Here is a 14,945-nt window from a genome sequence, read left to right as displayed (position 1 = left end):
AAAATGCACAAACGTGCAGAAGTGGTCTGAATCATGATGAAATCCTCGTCCGGGGGCACCTACAAGCGGGCAACGACTGGCACATCTGTGCACAGCACCCCCAAGGCGAAGGATGCGCTGCGCGCCGCCCAGCTGTATTACCTTCAGGATATGAAGATGGAAGTGATCGCCAAGGAGCTGGGCACCTCGCGGTCCACGGTCTCCCGGTTACTCACCCACGCCAAGCGCACCGGCATGGTTTCGATCAGCATCTCCCCCAGCGCCAACATGTCGGCGCTGCTGGGAAACCAGCTCTCCGAGCACTACGGGATCAGCTTCAACGTCGTACCCACCGATGGCAACATGGATGACTCCGAGCTGCTGGCCCGGGTCTCTGCGCACGCGGCCTACCTGCTCGGCGGCATGGTTTCCTCCTCGATGACGGTGGGTGTTGCCTGGGGATCGACCATGCAGTCGGTGTCCACGGCGCTGGGCTCCCACCCGACCCATGACACGAAGATCGTGCAGCTCAATGGAGCGGCTAATCCGGTGACCAGCGGCGTGCGCTATGCCAGCGACATCCTCACGCGTTTCGGCCAAGCCTTCACCGCCCGCACCGAGCAGTTCCCGGTCCCGGCCTTCTTCGACCGGGCCTCCACCCGCGACGCAATGTGGAAGGAAACATCGATCCGCCGGGTACTGCAGGTGCAGAAGGAGATGAGTCTCGCGGTATTCTCCCTGGGCTCGGCCGGCTCCGCCGTGGCTTCGCAGGTCTACCGCGGCGGCTACCTGACCAAGGCGGAAACCCAAGAGCTCAACGAGATCGGCGTGGTCGGCGACGTGGCCACGGTGTTCTTCGACAAGGACGGGAACAGCTCGAACATTTCGCTTAATGCCCGCTCCACCGGCCCGAACCTCGATGCCCTTCGCAAGGTGCCGACCCGTTTCTGCGTGGTCGCCGGCCGCGGCAAGCTCCAGGCCGTGCGCGGTGCGCTCAAAGGCGGGCTGATCACCGATCTGGTGATCGACGAAGGCACCGCCCTGGCGCTGCTGGACGGGTAGGGTTAAAGCCATGGCCCCACGACAGCAGCTAGTGACCACCCATCATTTGAACGGTGCAGAAATCCGGGTCTACACCCACCCGGCCCAGCAGCCCTCCCGCGGGGTGATCTACGCCGTGCATGGTTTCCGCGGAGACCACCACGGGCTGGCGCGCATCGTCTCGCACCTGGAGCACTACACGGTGATCGTTCCCGATCTTCCCGGCTTTGGCACTTCGACCTCGATGGCGGATCTGCCCCATGACGTCGAGGGGTACGCTGCGGTGCTCAATCAGCTGGCCGAAGAGCTGCAGCTGGAATCCTCCGTGCACCTGCTGGGGCATTCCTTCGGCTCGATCGTGGCCGCCAAGCTGGCCACCGTCCGCGGCTTTGCCTCGCTGGTATTGCTCAACCCGATCTCCGAGCCGGCGTTGGAGTCCGACCAGGCGCTGCTGGCCAAGCTCACCAGCGGCTACTACGAGGTGTGCGCCAAGCTTCCGGCCCGCATCGGCGAACCGCTGCTGCGTTCCAAGCTGTTCAGCGATGCCATGAGCCTGGTGATGACCAAGAGCAGGGACCCGGAAATCCGCCGCTACGTGCGCGAGCAGCACCGCGCCTACTTCGGCGGCTTCCACTCGCGGGCCACCTTGGCCCAGTCGTACCGCGCCTCGGTCAGCGCAACGGTCGGGGACTACTCCCCTGCGCTGAGCTTGCCGACGCTGATGGTCGGCGGCCTGCAAGACGAACTGGGCACCGCGCAGACGCAGGAGGCGCTGCGGGCCAGCTTCGCCAACGCCCAACTGGTCATGCTCGAGAACGTCGGGCATCTGATCCACTACGAGAAGGCTCCCGAAACCGCCGCCGCCATCGATGGCTTCCTGCAGCTGCTGGCAACCGGCCAGGCCGAGGATCCCGCGGCGGGCTCCTAGAGCGCGTCGTCCGGGTCGATAGCGATATTCACGACCGGGTCCTTGGCCGCGGACATGCTCGCGCGCAGCTGGCGCAGGGCCATGGTCACCGCCGGCCCGTCGGAGTAGGAGAAGAAGAGCACGTAGCGGTGCTGGGCCGGGGGCCCGTCTATCACCGTCGGGCCGTGGATTTGCACGCACTGCCGGGTCTGCGGATCCAGGTTCGCGACCAGCCGTTCGGCGCCCAGGCCCGAAATCACTGCGCTGCGCACTGCCGGAGGCAACCCCACCTCGCGGCGCTCGGCCAATTCGCGTTCGGCAAAGCTCGCCGGGTCATAGCGCACCAGCGCGGCCCCGGCGGGGCTCGGATTGCCGGTGAGCACCACTACCCCGTCGGCACGCGCCATGGAAGCAGCGGTGAACCAGCGGGAGATGACTTCTTCGGGGTTGCGCAGCGAATCGTGGGTCATCATCTTGTCGGCATCGAGCAGCAGCACCGCGGCGTAGCCGGATTCGGCAAATGGTTCGACCCCTGGCGTAGCGACCACCAGCGCCGGTTTGCCGGGAATCTTGTCCACGGGTTTTGCTCCGGTGGAAGAAATAACGCTGACCTTAGGGAAGGCCAGCCCGAGTTCTTCGGCGGTGCGGTCGGCGCCGATGCTGGCGGCCCGGATCCTCGGTGAGGCGCAGTGCACGCACCGGTAGTCGTGGTACTGCTCGCCGCACCAGCGGCAAGCCACATGCGAGCCTTTGCCGGCGATGTGCAGCGGGCCTTGGCAGGCAGTGCAGCGCGCCGGGGTCCGGCAGTCCTGGCAGGCCAGCGCCGGCATAAACCCGGTGCGCGCCACTTGCACCAGCACCGGGCCGGATTCCAGCGCCCTGGTAGCTTCCCGCCAGGCCAGCGAAGGGATGCGGGCCCGGGCGAGCACCGGGTCGCGCTCGAGCTCGAAATCGTTTGTGGTGGCCACAATGCGGGCGGTTTGCGCACGCAACAGGTCGCGGGGAACCTTCAGTTCGGTGGCCCAGCCGGTCGCCACCAGGCGCTGGGCTTCGACCGAGCGCGATGGCGATGCGATCAGCAGGGAGATGCCTGCTTGCTGGCTGCGCAGCAACGCCACCTCGCGGCTGTGCTGGTAGGGTGCGCGCTGTTCGCGGTGCGATTGGTCCGCGTCCTGCCACACGATCATCAGTTCCAGCCCGGGCACGTGGCATAGCGCCGCCGAACGGGTGCCGATGACGATCTGCACATGCCCTCCGATGGCACGCAGGAAGTTGCGGTAGCGCGGAGTCGGCCCGTCGTCGGCCTGCAGCCGCGCATAGGATTCGGCGCCGAAGTGCTCATCGAGATAGCCACCCAGCAGCCGCAGGTCGCGCGCGTCGGGCACGATCAGCAGCACGCGCTTGCCGCGCTCAAGCACCGGACGGGCCGCATCCATCAAGAACCCTGGCCAGGCACCGTGGAAATTCGGCACCCAGGTGGCAACGGCGCGCAGGGTTTCGCCGCTTCCCCAGGCGTCAAGCGCTTGGGCGCCGTGCTCGTAGCGGGAGAGCTGGTTCGGGGCGTCGGGCAGCAACGGCGCGACGGTGGCCAATTCCTCTTTTTCGACCTTGGCCGCGCGGGCGGGCACCGCAAGACGCACCACATCCCACAGGGTTCCGGCATAGCGGGTCGCGATCTCCTGCGCGGCGGCCACGATTTCCGGGTACAGCGCCACCTGGGTGCTGACCAGCTTGGCCAGCGGCCGCAGTTTCATCTCCGGGGCGTGGTCCTCGAGCACCGCGACGATGAATCCGGAGAGCAGCTGCGGCCCGAAGGGCACCTTCACGCGCACCCCCGCCACGGCATCCTGGGCCATCGAGGGAGGAATCTCGTAATCGAAGAAGCGGTCCAGGTGCGGGACGGAAGAATCAATCAGCACCCGGGCAACCCGCTTGAGGCGGGCCGGCTCGGGTGCTGAGATGAGGGCGTCTTGCTGCACGCTCAGGTCCTAGGCGTTGAACCAGCTGCGCAGGGCCTCGACGCGGTCCAGCTTCTCCCAGGTGAAGTCGTTGTCCTCGCGGCCGAAGTGGCCGTGGGCAGCGGTCTTGCGGTAGATCGGGCGCTTCAAGTCCAGGTCTTCGATGATGCCCAGCGGGCGCAGGTCGAATACCTCGTTGATGGCCTTGGTGATCTTGGCCGGATCAACGGTTTCGGTGCCGAAGGTCTCCACATACAGGCCCACCGGACGGGCCACGCCGATCGCGTAGGCCACCTGGACCTCGGCACGGCGTGCCAGGCCGGCGGCGACCACGTTCTTGGCCACCCAGCGCATCGCGTAGGCAGCCGAGCGGTCGACCTTCGAAGGGTCCTTGCCCGAGAAGGCGCCTCCGCCGTGGCGGGCGAAGCCGCCGTAGGTGTCCACGATGATCTTGCGGCCGGTCAGCCCGGCATCGCCGACCGGGCCGCCGATGATGAACGGGCCCGATGGGTTCAGGATGATCTTGGTGTTCGAGATGTCCAGGCCCGAACGCTCCAGGATCGGGGTCACAACCTCTTCATGCAGGTCGGCCTTCAGGGTCGCCAGCTCGTATTCGGCGGCGTGCTGGCTGGAGACAACCACGGTGTCCACGGAGACCGGCTTGTCGCCGTCGTAGCCAATGGTGACCTGGGTCTTGCCATCCGGGCGCAGCAGCGGCATGCGGCCGTTCTTGCGGACCTGGGTCAGGCGCTCGGACAGGCGGTGCGCCAGGAAAATCGGGGTCGGCATCAGCGAGTCGGTCTCATCCGAGGCGTAGCCGAACATCAGGCCCTGGTCGCCGGCACCCTGCATGTCGCGGGGATCCTTGGCCGTGCCTTCGCGCGACTCCAGCGAGTTGAAGACGCCGTCGTGGATCTCCTGGGACTGCTGGCCGATCGACACGGACACGCCGCAGCGCGCACCGTCGAAGCCGTTGGCCGAGGAGTCGTAGCCGATATCCAGGATGGTCTTGCGGACGATCTCCGGGATCTCCACGTAGCCATTGGTGGTCACCTCGCCGGCAACGTGCACCAGCCCGGTGGTGGTCAGGGTCTCGACGGCGACCTTCGAGTCCGGATCCTGCGCCAGCATGGCGTCGAGGATCGCGTCGGAAATCTGGTCGCAAATCTTGTCCGGGTGGCCCTCGGTCACGGATTCCGAGGTGAAAAGACGAAGTTCAGGGGTTGTTGAAGTCACCGTATAACTCTATCTGGTCTCTGGGACCGGTAAGCAGATCTGGTACGTTTCGTGAACAAGCACCGTATGGCGCCACTCACTTTGTTACAGCTGCATGACTTTTTGTTGCATTCGAAATCTGTTCGATGACCACGCGGGCCACCTCGAGCTTGCTGCCCGAAGCCTGCACCGAGTCGGCGCCATCGGCGAAAAGAACCTGGATGCTATTGGTTTCCTGCCCGAAGGTCAGGGATGCGCCCACCTCGTTGACCACGAGCATTTCGCAGCCCTTGCGGTTCAGCTTGGCCTGGCCGTACTCCAGCACGGTCCCCTGCTCATCGCCGGTCTCGGCGGCAAAACCGACAATGAACGGCGGCAGTTGCGGATTCTGTCCGCGCGCGGCGACCAGCTCGGCGAGGATGTCCGGGTTGCGCACCAGTTCGATGACCGGAGCCGAATGCTCATCGCGCTTCTTGATCTTCGAGTTCTCGATTCTTGCCGGGCGGAAATCGGCGACCGCGGCATTCATGATCAGCACGTCTTGGCCCTCGGCGCAGTCGAAGACCGCCTCGCGCAGCTCCAGTGCGCTGGAGGCGTGCACCAGCCGTACGCCATGCGGCGCGGGCACTTCCAGATGGGTGGCGATCAGCGTGACCTCGGCCCCGGCATCTCGGGCGGCCTGTGCCAGCGCGACACCCTGGCGGCCCGAGGAGCGGTTACCCAGGAAGCGCACCGGGTCCAGCGGTTCACGGGTGCCGCCGGCGGTGATCAGTACCTTGGCTCCGGCCAGCACCGGTTCGGCGAGCAGGTCCTGGATTGCGGCGAAAATTTCATCGGGTTCTGGAAGCCGGCCCGGCCCCGAGTCCTTGCCGGTCAGCCGCCCGGAGGCGGGTTCGATCACCCGCACGCCGCGATCCCGCAGGGTTTGCACATTCGCGGCAGTGGCCGGATGCTGCCACATTTCGGTGTGCATGGCCGGGGCCATCACTACCGGCGCCCGCGTGGCCAGCAGGGTTCCGGTGAGCAGGTCGTCAGCCAATCCCGCAGCGGCCTTGGCTAAGACGTCCGCGGTGGCCGGCACGACCATCACCAGATCGGCCTGCTGGCCCAGGCGCACGTGATTGACCGAATCCACCGCGTCGAACACGTTCGAGGTGACAGGATTTCCGGACAAGGCCTCCCAGGTGGCGTTGCCCACGAAGTTGGCGACGTTCCGGGTGGGGATCACGTCGACGTGGTGCCCGGCTTCGCGCAGCAAGCGCAGCAGGAGTACGGACTTGTAGGCGGCGATACCAGCGGAAACGCCTAGGACAATTCGCTTCACGAAGTACTTCCTCGAGGATTCGGTGCGGCAATGAGGTGGGTGCGGGAGAAAAAGGAGCTTAACGAAAAAGAAGGCGCCCGCTCAGGGGCGCCGACTTTTCGATTAGTCTTCGATGACCTCGGCTGCGGTTACCTTCAGCAGGTTATCGTCCAGCTCGCGCAAGGCGATGGTCAGCGGCTTCTCGTTCAGCTTGGTTTCCACCAGTGGGCCTACGTACTCGAACAGGCCTTCGTTCAGCTGCGCGTAGTAGGCGTTGATCTGGCGTGCACGCTTGGCCGAGTTCAGCACAATGGCGTACTTCGAGTCGTTGGTCTCAAGCAACGAGTCGATCGATGGGTTAATGATTCCCTCTGGGTTGGACACAGGACTCCCTATTTGTCGTTCTTTAGCCCCATGAGGGCTACAAGCTCTTCGGCGGCACGTGCGACATCGTCGTTGACGATGGTCACGTCGAATTCAGATTCCGCTGCAAGTTCTAGTTTAGCGGTTTCTAGGCGGCGCTGCTGTTCCTCGGCCGTTTCAGTGCCGCGTCCCACAAGGCGGCGCACCAATTCCTCCCATGATGGCGGTGCCAAGAAGACGAATTTTGCCTCGGGCATCGACTCCTTGACCTGCCTCGCACCTTGCAGATCGATTTCCAGCAGAACCTTCTTGCCATCTGCCACTGCATCTTCAACCGTCGATCGAATCGTGCCGTAGCTGTTCTGGCCATGGACAACAGCCCATTCCAGCATCTGGCCTTCCTCGACCAGGGATTGGAAACGTTCGGGGCCCACGAAGAAGTAGTGGACTCCATCCTGCTCCCCTGGCCGGGCGTTGCGGGTCGTTGCGGACACCGAAAGCCAAACATCTGGATAGTTATCGCGGATGTAGGTAGAGACGGTGCCCTTGCCTACTGCCGTGGGGCCGGCTAGAACAGTTACCGACGCAGCGGTCATTGACTACACTTTCGTTTTTGGCGGGCTTTGCTTGAAGTGCTCGGTGATTGCGGTGCGCTGCTTGCGTCCCAGTCCGCGCAGACGGCGGGAAGGGGAAATGCCAAGTCGCTCCAGCAAATTTGCCGCGCGTACTTCACCTACGCCCGGTACCGATTCCAGAAGGTCCATGACACGCATGCGTCCCACGGCTTCATCTTCGTATACCAAGTCTAGTACCTCGGTGATGGAAATTTTGCCGGCACTGAACTCGGCCTTGATTTCTGCACGACGAGTGCGTGCGGCGAGTGCCTTGGCGCGGGCGCGGATACGATCTTCGTCAGAGAGTTCTCGCAGTACCATCGTTCAGCCATCCTTCAGTTGTAGTGGACTAAGGCTTATGTTGAGAAACATAGCGAGCTAACGCTGCTTTTGCAAGACTAAACGCGTTGTGGCTACTAGAAACTCTAATAGCCACAACGCGCCTATGTCACTTATTCGAATTTTTTGCTAGCGAGCTGCCAGCAATTCGTCCCTAACCCGCAGGGCTTTTTCCCTGAGAGCGGCCTTACTCGGCCCCTCTTTGAGGATGTCCCTGCTGCTCGTGCCCAGTACCTGGCCGTAGCTTGAGGCGAATGACTTGGCAATATCCGCTGCCGTGGCACCCTGGGCGCCGAGCCCTGGTGTGAGCAGCGGAGCCTTGGAAGCTGCCAGATCGATTCCGAGCTTGGACGGTGCATCCCCGATGGTCGCACCGACAACCAGCCCGACATGTCCTAAATCTCCTGCGTATGCATTATCCGCAGTGACTTGGTCAATAATTGATTTAGCAACCGAGTTTTCCCCGCCTACGTGCTGTACCGATGGCCCCTCGGGGTTGGAAGTCAGTCCGAGAACGAACACTCCCCTGCCGGTTCCAGCAGCCAAATCCAATGCCGGACGCAGCGATTCATAACCCAGGTACGGGCTCAAAGTCACAGCATCTGCAGCCAGCGGAGAAGCATCATCGAGCCATGCGGTCGCATACGCTGCCATGGTCGAACCGATATCCCCGCGCTTGGCGTCGGCCAGCGTGAGCAGTCCAGCGGACTTCGCAGCACTCAAGGTTTCTTCCAACGCGGCAAATCCCTTGGACCCGAAACGCTCGTACAGAGCCACCTGGGGCTTGAGGATTGCCGCCGCACCGGCCATCGCTTCCACGACGGTCAGTGAGAAAGATCGCACGCCCTCGGCCGTATTCTCCAGCCCCCAGGCTTCCAGCAGCACCGGGTGGGGATCGATCCCCACGCACAGCGGGCCGGAAGCCTGCATAGCTGAACGAAGCCGCTGACCGAATGGGATCGGCTCAGGCATTGCGCGCTGCGTTCAGGTTGGCGTCGTGCACCTGCAAGCTGGTGACATCCCACTCGTACTCGCGCAGGGCATCGATCGCCTGGACCGAAGCGTTGAACTCCGCCACGGTGGTGATGACCGGGGTGCCGACAGACGTCGCGGCGGCGCGGATTTCGTAGCCATCGCCACGTGCATCCGAGCCCGACGGGGTGTTCAGGATCAGGCCGATCTGGCCGGCTACGATCAAATCGACAATGGACTCCCCGCCTTCGTGCAGCTTGCCGACCACCTGGGTCGGGATGCCGTTGCGGCGCAGCACTTCCGCGGTGCCGCCGGTGGAGATGATCTCGAAGCCCTGGTCAGCAAGGTGCTTGACCGGCAGGACGATCGAGCGCTTGTCGCGGTTGGTGACCGAGACGAAGACCTTGCCGCCGGTTGGCAGCGGGTTGTTCGCTGCGGCCTGCGACTTGGCGAAAGCGGTGTCGAAGTACTTGTCGATGCCCATGACTTCGCCGGTGGAACGCATTTCTGGGCCGAGCAGCGAGTCGACGACCTTGCCCTCCGGGGTGCGGAAGCGGGCGAACGGCATGACTGCTTCCTTGACGGCGATCGCCGCCGATTCAGGCAGGTGCGCGCCATCGCCGGATGCTGGCAGGTAGCTGCCGCGCATTTCGGCCAGGGTACGGCCCACGCCGATCAATGCGGCGACCTTGGACAGCTGCACGCCGGTAGCCTTCGAGGTGAATGGCACGGTGCGCGATGCACGCGGATTCGCTTCGATCACGTACAGGATGTCGCTGGCCAGGGCGAACTGGATGTTGATCAGGCCACGCACGCCCACGCCTTCGGCGATCGCACGGGTTGCCGCGGCAACGCGGTCGCGCACGTCGGCGCCCAGGGTGATCGGAGGCAGGGTGCAGGCCGAGTCCCCGGAGTGGATGCCGGCTTCCTCGATGTGCTCCATGATGCCGCCGACGTACAGGTCGGTGCCGTCGAACAGGGCGTCGACATCGATCTCGATGGCGTCTTCCAGGAAGCGGTCCACCAGTACCGGGTGGTCCACGGTGATTTCGGTCGCGTTGGTGATGTAGCGCTCGAGGTTGGCCTCGTCGTACACGATCTCCATGCCGCGTCCGCCCAGCACGTAGGAAGGGCGAACCAGTACCGGGTAGCCGATGGAGTCGGCGATGGTCTTGGCATCGGCGAAGGACACCGCGGTGCCGTTCTTCGGCGCTACCAGCCCGGCGTTATCCAGTACCTGCTGGAAGGCGCCGCGGTGCTCGGCCAGGTCGATGGCCTCGGGCGAGGTGCCCAGGATCGGCACGCCGGCAGCCTTCAGCTCGGCGGCGAGCTTCAGCGGAGTCTGGCCGCCAAGCTGGACGAACACGCCCAGCACGCCGCCGGTTTCCTCTTCAGCGTGGATGACCTCCAGGACATCTTCCAAGGTCAGCGGCTCGAAGTAGAGGCGGTCGGAGATGTCGTAATCGGTGGAGACGGTCTCGGGGTTGCAGTTGACCATGACGGTCTCGTAGCCCTCGGCGCGCAGCGCCATCACCGCGTGGACGCAGGAGTAGTCGAACTCGATGCCCTGGCCGATGCGGTTCGGGCCCGAGCCCAGGATGATGACCGACTTCTTCTCGTGGCGCGCCAGCTCGGTCTCTTCGTCGTACGAGGAGTACATGTACGGGGTGAAGGCCTCGAATTCGGCGGCGCAGGTGTCCACGGTCTTGTAGACCGGGCGCACGCCCAGGGCATGGCGGATGCCGCGGATGACCGATTCGGCCTTGCCGGTGAGCTGGGCGATCTGGACATCGGAGAAGCCGTGGCGCTTGGCTTCGCGCAGCACGTGCTCCGGCAGGTGCTTGTTCGCGGCCACCAGCTGCGCGACCTCGTTGATCAGCTGCAGCTGGTCCAGGTACCAAGGGTCGATCGCAGTGGTCTCGAACAGCTTCTCGAGGGACACGCCGGAGAACAGCAGGCGCTGGACCAGCGACAGGCGCTCGGTCGAACCCTTGACGATCGAGGCCAGCACGGCCTCGTGCTCGGATTCCGGGATCGGCTCGAAGGACAGCTCGGAGCCCTTCTGCTCCAGGGAGCGCAGCGCCTTTTGCAGCGCTTCGGTGAAGTTGCGGCCCAGGGCCATCGCTTCGCCGACCGACTTCATGGTGGTGGTCAGGGTCTTGTCCGCTGCCGGGAACTTCTCGAAGGCGAAGCGCGGGACCTTCACGACCACGTAGTCCAGGGCCGGTTCGAAGGAAGCCGGGGTCTTCTGGGTGATGTCGTTCGGGATCTCATCCAGGGTGTAGCCCACGGCCAGCTTGGTGGCGATCTTCGCGATCGCGAAGCCGGTGGCCTTGGAAGCCAGTGCCGAGGAGCGCGAGACGCGCGGGTTCATCTCGATGACCACGACGCGGCCGGTGTCAGGCTCGATGGCGAACTGGATGTTGCAGCCGCCGGTGTCCACGCCGACTTCGCGGATGACCGCGATCGAGATGTCGCGCAGCTTCTGGTATTCGCGGTCGGTCAGGGTCATGGCCGGGGCGACGGTGATCGAGTCGCCGGTGTGCACGCCGACCGGATCGAAGTTCTCGATGGAGCAAACGACCACGACGTTGTCGTTCTTGTCGCGCATCATCTCCAGCTCGTATTCCTTCCAGCCCAGGATGGACTCCTCAAGGAGCACCTCGGTGGTTGGCGAGTACTGCAGGCCGGCGCCCGCGATGCGGCGCAGGTCCTCCGGGTTGTAGGCCATGCCCGAACCCAAGCCGCCCATGGTGAACGACGGGCGCACGACTACCGGGTAGTTCAGCTCCTCGACGGCGGCAAAGGCCTCGTCCAGGGTGTGCACGATGACCGAGCGGGCCGATTCGGCGCCGCAGCGCTCCACGACGCCCTTGAACTTCTCGCGGTCCTCGCCCAGCTCGATGGCTTCGATGTTCGCGCCGATCAGCTCGACGTCGTACTTCTCCAAGGCACCGGACTTGTCCAGGGCGATGGCGGTGTTCAGCGCGGTCTGGCCGCCCAGGGTCGGCAGGATCGCATCCGGGCGTTCCTTGGCGATGATTTTCTCGACGACCTCGGGGGTGATCGGCTCCACGTAGGTGGCGTCGGCGAATTCCGGGTCGGTCATGATGGTGGCCGGGTTGGAGTTGACCAGGATGACCCGCAGGCCTTCCTCCTTGAGCACACGCAGTGCCTGGGTGCCGGAGTAGTCGAACTCAGCGGCCTGGCCGATGACGATCGGACCCGAACCGATAACGAGAACTGATTTCAGATCGGTGCGCTTAGGCATTACTTGCTGTCCTTTTCTGCGGCGGAATCCAACGCGGTCATGAAGCGGTCAAAGAGGTAGGCGGCATCGTGGGGGCCGGATGCTGCCTCTGGGTGGTACTGCACGGAGAAGGCCGGGATGTCCAGGCAGCTCAGGCCTTCGACCACGTGGTCGTTCAGCGAATAGTGCGAGACTTCGACCTTGCCGAAGCGTTCGACCGGAGCGGTGACGGCGCCCTCGATGGGCGCGTCGACGGCGAAGCCGTGGTTCTGGCTGGTGATTTCCACGCGGCCGGTGGCCTTGTCCATCACCGGCTGGTTGATTCCGCGGTGGCCGAAGCGCAGCTTGTAGGTGTCGAAGCCCAGCGCGCGGCCCAGGATCTGGTTGCCGAAGCAGATGCCGAAGTACGGGATGCCGGCATCGAGCACCGAACGGACTAGTTCCACCTGGGCGGTGGCGGTGGCAGGGTCGCCGGGGCCGTTGGAGAAGAACACGCCGTTAGCGCCGGTGGCCTTGATATCTTCCAGGGTGGCGTTGTACGGCAGCACGTGCACGCGCAGGCCGCGCTCGGCCAGGCGGTGCGGGGTCATCGACTTCATGCCCAGGTCGATCGCGGCCACGGTGTGCTTGGCCTCGCCATCGTAGCCGTGGTCCGCTGGCTCGACGATGTAGGCGGCGTCCACCGAAACCTCGGCGGAGATGTTGCGGCCGGCCATCGACGGCTGCGCCTTGACCAGGGCCACCAGCTCGGCGTCGGTCTTCGCGGCGTCATCGCCGGAGAAGATGCCGGACTTCATCGCGCCGGCGTCGCGCAGGTGGCGGGTCAGCGCGCGGGTGTCCACGCCCTGGATGCCCACGATGCCGTACTCGACCAGATCTGCATCAAGGGTGCGCTCGCTGCGCCAGTTGCTTGGCCGGCGGGCGGCGTCGCGCACCACGTAGCCGGCAGCCCACATGCGGGTGGATTCCGGATCTTGCGAGTTCACGCCGGTGTTGCCGATGTGCGGGAAGGTCTGCACGATGATCTGGTGCGCGTAGGACGGGTCAGTCAGGGTTTCCTGGTAGCCGGTCATGCCGGTGGTGAACACTGCTTCACCCAGGGTGGTGCCCACGGCGCCATAGCTGCGCCCGCGGAAGATGCGGCCATCTTCAAGTACCAACACGGCTGGTAGGTTGCTCAGGGAATTCACTTATTTGTCTCCTGCTCGGCTTACGTCGTTGTGCGACGCCAGCAACTGATAGATCTTTGGGGTGTCCTCGTGGTAGCGGGGACGGAATCCGGTGTCGAAGGTGAAGCCGTCCTTGTTCCAGGTGATGACGATCAGGCCGTTCTTCTCCACGACCTTGCCGATCATCCCGTTGCTGCGCTTCACGTCCTCGTAGTGCTCCCACGGGATGTGCACGTCGCGCGCTCCGGAACGGATCAGGTGCAGCCCTTCGCGTCCCAGTTCCAAGGTGGCGTTGGTGCGCACCCCGAGCTCATGGACCGCGATGCGGGCCAGCCAGTCGTCGAACCGGGTGGTGACCACGTACATGCCTGCGAAATGGTGCTCCACCTCATCGGCGAAGTCCTCGAAGGGCTCGGGAATCGCTGACTGCCGGGCCTTGAGGTTCCGCCAGCCGAAAAGGATCAGGCCCACGCCTGCGACGATCGCGACAATCGTCCAGATCAACGGGGTCAGGGCTCCCTCAGGCATTGGCCGTCCTCGGGGTAGCCAGCTGGCCATCGAGCACGGTGGCATGGCCGTGGAAGAAGGTGGCGCGCACCGATCCTGGCAGCTCCATGCCGGCGAACGGCGAGTTGCGCCCCTTGGTGGCCATGGCGGCCGGGTCGACGATCCAGCGGGCTGCCGGATCGACCAGCACCAGGTTGGCAGGCTCGCCGATGGCGATCGGTCGGCCCTGGTCGGCAACGCGGCCGATCTGCGCGGGCACCTGCGAGGTAATGCGGGCCACGCCCGCCCAGCCCATCAGCCCGGTGTCCACCAGCGTGTGCTGCACGATGGACAGCGCGGTCTCCAGGCCGGTCATGCCCATGGCGGCCGCGCCCCACTCGCAGTCCTTGGCCTCGGAGGGGTGCGGGGCGTGGTCGGTGCCGATCACGTCGATGGTGCCGTCGGCAACGCCCGCGCGCAGCGCCATCACGTCTTCTTCGCGGCGCAGCGGCGGGTTGACCTTGAAGACCGGGTCGTAGGTGCGGACCTTCTCATCGGTGAGCAGCAGGTGGTGCGGGGTGACCTCCGCGGTGACCTGGATGCCGCGGGCCTTGGCCCAGCGGATGATCTCCACCGAGCCGGCCGTGGACACGTGGCACACGTGCAGGCGGGCGCCGACGTGCTCGGCCAAGAGCACATCGCGGGCGATGATCGATTCCTCGGCGACCGCTGGCCAGCCGGGCATGCCCAGGATGGCGGAGACTTCGCCCTCGTTCATCTGGGCGCCTTCGGTCAGGCGCGGTTCCTGGGCGTGCTGGGCGATGACCCCGTCAAAGGCCTTCACGTATTCCAGGGCGCGGCGCATCAGCAGCGGGTCCCAGACGCAGATGCCGTCATCGGAGAACATCTTCACCTGGGCACGGGAGTCGGCCATTGCGCCGATTTCGCTCAGCTGCTTGCCGGCCAACCCGACGGTCACCGCGCCGACCGGGCGGACATCCACCCAGCCTGCCTTGCGGCCCAATTCGTAGACCTGCTCGACGACGCCGGCGGTATCGGCTACCGGGGTGGAGTTGGCCATGGCGTGCACGGCGGTGTAGCCGCCGCGGGCCGCTGCCTGCGAACCGGTTTCCACGGTTTCGGCGTCTTCGCGGCCTGGTTCGCGCAGGTGCGTGTGGGTGTCGACGAGCCCGGGCAGGAGCACGAGATTCCGCGCGTCGATGACCTGGGCATCACCGGCGGCAGCAATGCTGCCCAGCTGGGCGATCTTGCCGTCGGCAATCAGCACGTCGACCGGTTCGCCGCCGAGGATGGAGGCCTGCTGGATCAAGTAGTTCATGGGTTCTTCC

The 14,945-nt window shown here is 64.9% G+C and carries 13 protein-coding genes; 2 read left to right on the top strand and 11 right to left on the bottom strand.

What is annotated here, in order from left to right; all coding sequences use genetic code 11:
• Window positions 1-33: 33 nt before the first annotated feature.
• Window positions 34-1,041, top strand: coding sequence for a sugar-binding transcriptional regulator (locus ACIOTN_RS04655; protein ID WP_105658315.1), 1,008 nt, complete (start codon window positions 34-36; stop codon window positions 1,039-1,041).
• 10 nt (window positions 1,042-1,051) lie between these two features.
• Window positions 1,052-1,948 (top strand): alpha/beta fold hydrolase, encoded by an 897-nt coding sequence (locus tag ACIOTN_RS04650; RefSeq protein ID WP_105658314.1) that lies wholly within the window; start codon window positions 1,052-1,054, stop codon window positions 1,946-1,948.
• Here ACIOTN_RS04650 and ACIOTN_RS04645 read toward each other — a convergent pair.
• The 11 genes from ACIOTN_RS04645 to ACIOTN_RS04595 all read right to left on the bottom strand — a co-directional run bounded on the left by ACIOTN_RS04645 (window position 1,945) and on the right by ACIOTN_RS04595 (window position 14,935).
• Entirely contained in the window at window positions 1,945-3,906 is a 1,962-nt protein-coding gene (locus ACIOTN_RS04645) for a primosomal protein PriA (protein WP_105658313.1), read from the bottom strand. The genes ACIOTN_RS04650 and ACIOTN_RS04645 overlap by 4 nt on opposite strands.
• 9 nt (window positions 3,907-3,915) lie before the next feature.
• A complete protein-coding gene (metK, locus tag ACIOTN_RS04640) occupies window positions 3,916-5,121 on the bottom strand; it encodes a methionine adenosyltransferase (protein WP_105658312.1) in 1,206 nt (401 codons plus the stop codon).
• 76 nt (window positions 5,122-5,197) lie between these two features.
• The gene (gene coaBC / locus ACIOTN_RS04635; RefSeq protein WP_105658311.1) at window positions 5,198-6,424 is read right to left on the bottom strand and encodes a bifunctional phosphopantothenoylcysteine decarboxylase/phosphopantothenate--cysteine ligase CoaBC; all 1,227 of its coding nucleotides are present in this window, start codon (window positions 6,422-6,424) and stop codon (window positions 5,198-5,200) included.
• 102 nt (window positions 6,425-6,526) lie between these two features.
• Window positions 6,527-6,787 carry a DNA-directed RNA polymerase subunit omega gene (rpoZ, locus tag ACIOTN_RS04630; RefSeq protein ID WP_286134300.1) on the bottom strand — a complete coding sequence of 87 codons (261 nt, stop codon included), beginning with the start codon at window positions 6,785-6,787 and terminating at the stop codon, window positions 6,527-6,529.
• A gap of 8 nt (window positions 6,788-6,795) precedes the next feature.
• Window positions 6,796-7,362, bottom strand: coding sequence for a guanylate kinase (gene gmk / locus ACIOTN_RS04625; RefSeq protein WP_105658309.1), 567 nt, complete (start codon window positions 7,360-7,362; stop codon window positions 6,796-6,798).
• Window positions 7,363-7,365: 3 nt separating this feature from the next.
• Window positions 7,366-7,701, bottom strand: a complete 336-nt coding sequence (gene mihF, locus ACIOTN_RS04620; RefSeq protein WP_013349055.1) for an integration host factor, actinobacterial type — start codon at window positions 7,699-7,701, stop codon at window positions 7,366-7,368.
• Window positions 7,702-7,848: 147 nt separating this feature from the next.
• On the bottom strand, window positions 7,849-8,691 hold the full coding sequence (gene pyrF, locus ACIOTN_RS04615) for an orotidine-5'-phosphate decarboxylase (RefSeq protein WP_105658308.1): 843 nt from the start codon (window positions 8,689-8,691) through the stop codon (window positions 7,849-7,851).
• A complete protein-coding gene (carB, locus tag ACIOTN_RS04610) occupies window positions 8,684-11,962 on the bottom strand; it encodes a carbamoyl-phosphate synthase large subunit (RefSeq protein WP_402734816.1) in 3,279 nt (1,092 codons plus the stop codon). Before carB ends, pyrF begins: the two co-directional genes overlap by 8 nt.
• Entirely contained in the window at window positions 11,962-13,131 is a 1,170-nt protein-coding gene (gene carA, locus ACIOTN_RS04605; RefSeq protein WP_105658306.1) for a glutamine-hydrolyzing carbamoyl-phosphate synthase small subunit, read from the bottom strand. The genes carB and carA overlap by 1 nt, the downstream gene beginning before the upstream one ends.
• On the bottom strand, window positions 13,132-13,638 hold the full coding sequence (locus tag ACIOTN_RS04600) for a hypothetical protein (protein ID WP_105658305.1): 507 nt from the start codon (window positions 13,636-13,638) through the stop codon (window positions 13,132-13,134).
• The gene (locus tag ACIOTN_RS04595) at window positions 13,631-14,935 is read right to left on the bottom strand and encodes a dihydroorotase (protein ID WP_105661292.1); all 1,305 of its coding nucleotides are present in this window, start codon (window positions 14,933-14,935) and stop codon (window positions 13,631-13,633) included. The genes ACIOTN_RS04600 and ACIOTN_RS04595 overlap by 8 nt, the downstream gene beginning before the upstream one ends.
• Window positions 14,936-14,945 lie beyond the last annotated feature (10 nt).

The organism is Glutamicibacter sp. NPDC087661, assembly GCF_044743275.1.
In the GTDB taxonomy this organism is placed as follows: Bacteria; Actinomycetota; Actinomycetes; order Actinomycetales; family Micrococcaceae; genus Glutamicibacter.
This window is presented reverse-complemented; position numbering and strand designations above follow the sequence as displayed.

What these genes read in the sequence shown, in the direction of transcription:
- carB (WP_402734816.1), bottom strand. Translation starts at nt 11,962, where the DNA reads ATGCCTAAGCGCACCGATCTGAAATCAGTTCTCGTTATCGGTTCGGGT.
- ACIOTN_RS04600 (WP_105658305.1), bottom strand. Translation starts at nt 13,638, where the DNA reads ATGCCTGAGGGAGCCCTGACCCCGTTGATCTGGACGATTGTCGCGATC.
- gmk (WP_105658309.1), bottom strand. Translation starts at nt 7,362, where the DNA reads ATGACCGCTGCGTCGGTAACTGTTCTAGCCGGCCCCACGGCAGTAGGC.
- ACIOTN_RS04650 (WP_105658314.1), top strand. Translation starts at nt 1,052, where the DNA reads ATGGCCCCACGACAGCAGCTAGTGACCACCCATCATTTGAACGGTGCA.
- ACIOTN_RS04655 (WP_105658315.1), top strand. Translation starts at nt 34, where the DNA reads ATGATGAAATCCTCGTCCGGGGGCACCTACAAGCGGGCAACGACTGGC.
- mihF (WP_013349055.1), bottom strand. Translation starts at nt 7,701, where the DNA reads ATGGTACTGCGAGAACTCTCTGACGAAGATCGTATCCGCGCCCGCGCC.
- pyrF (WP_105658308.1), bottom strand. Translation starts at nt 8,691, where the DNA reads ATGCCTGAGCCGATCCCATTCGGTCAGCGGCTTCGTTCAGCTATGCAG.
- ACIOTN_RS04595 (WP_105661292.1), bottom strand. Translation starts at nt 14,935, where the DNA reads ATGAACTACTTGATCCAGCAGGCCTCCATCCTCGGCGGCGAACCGGTC.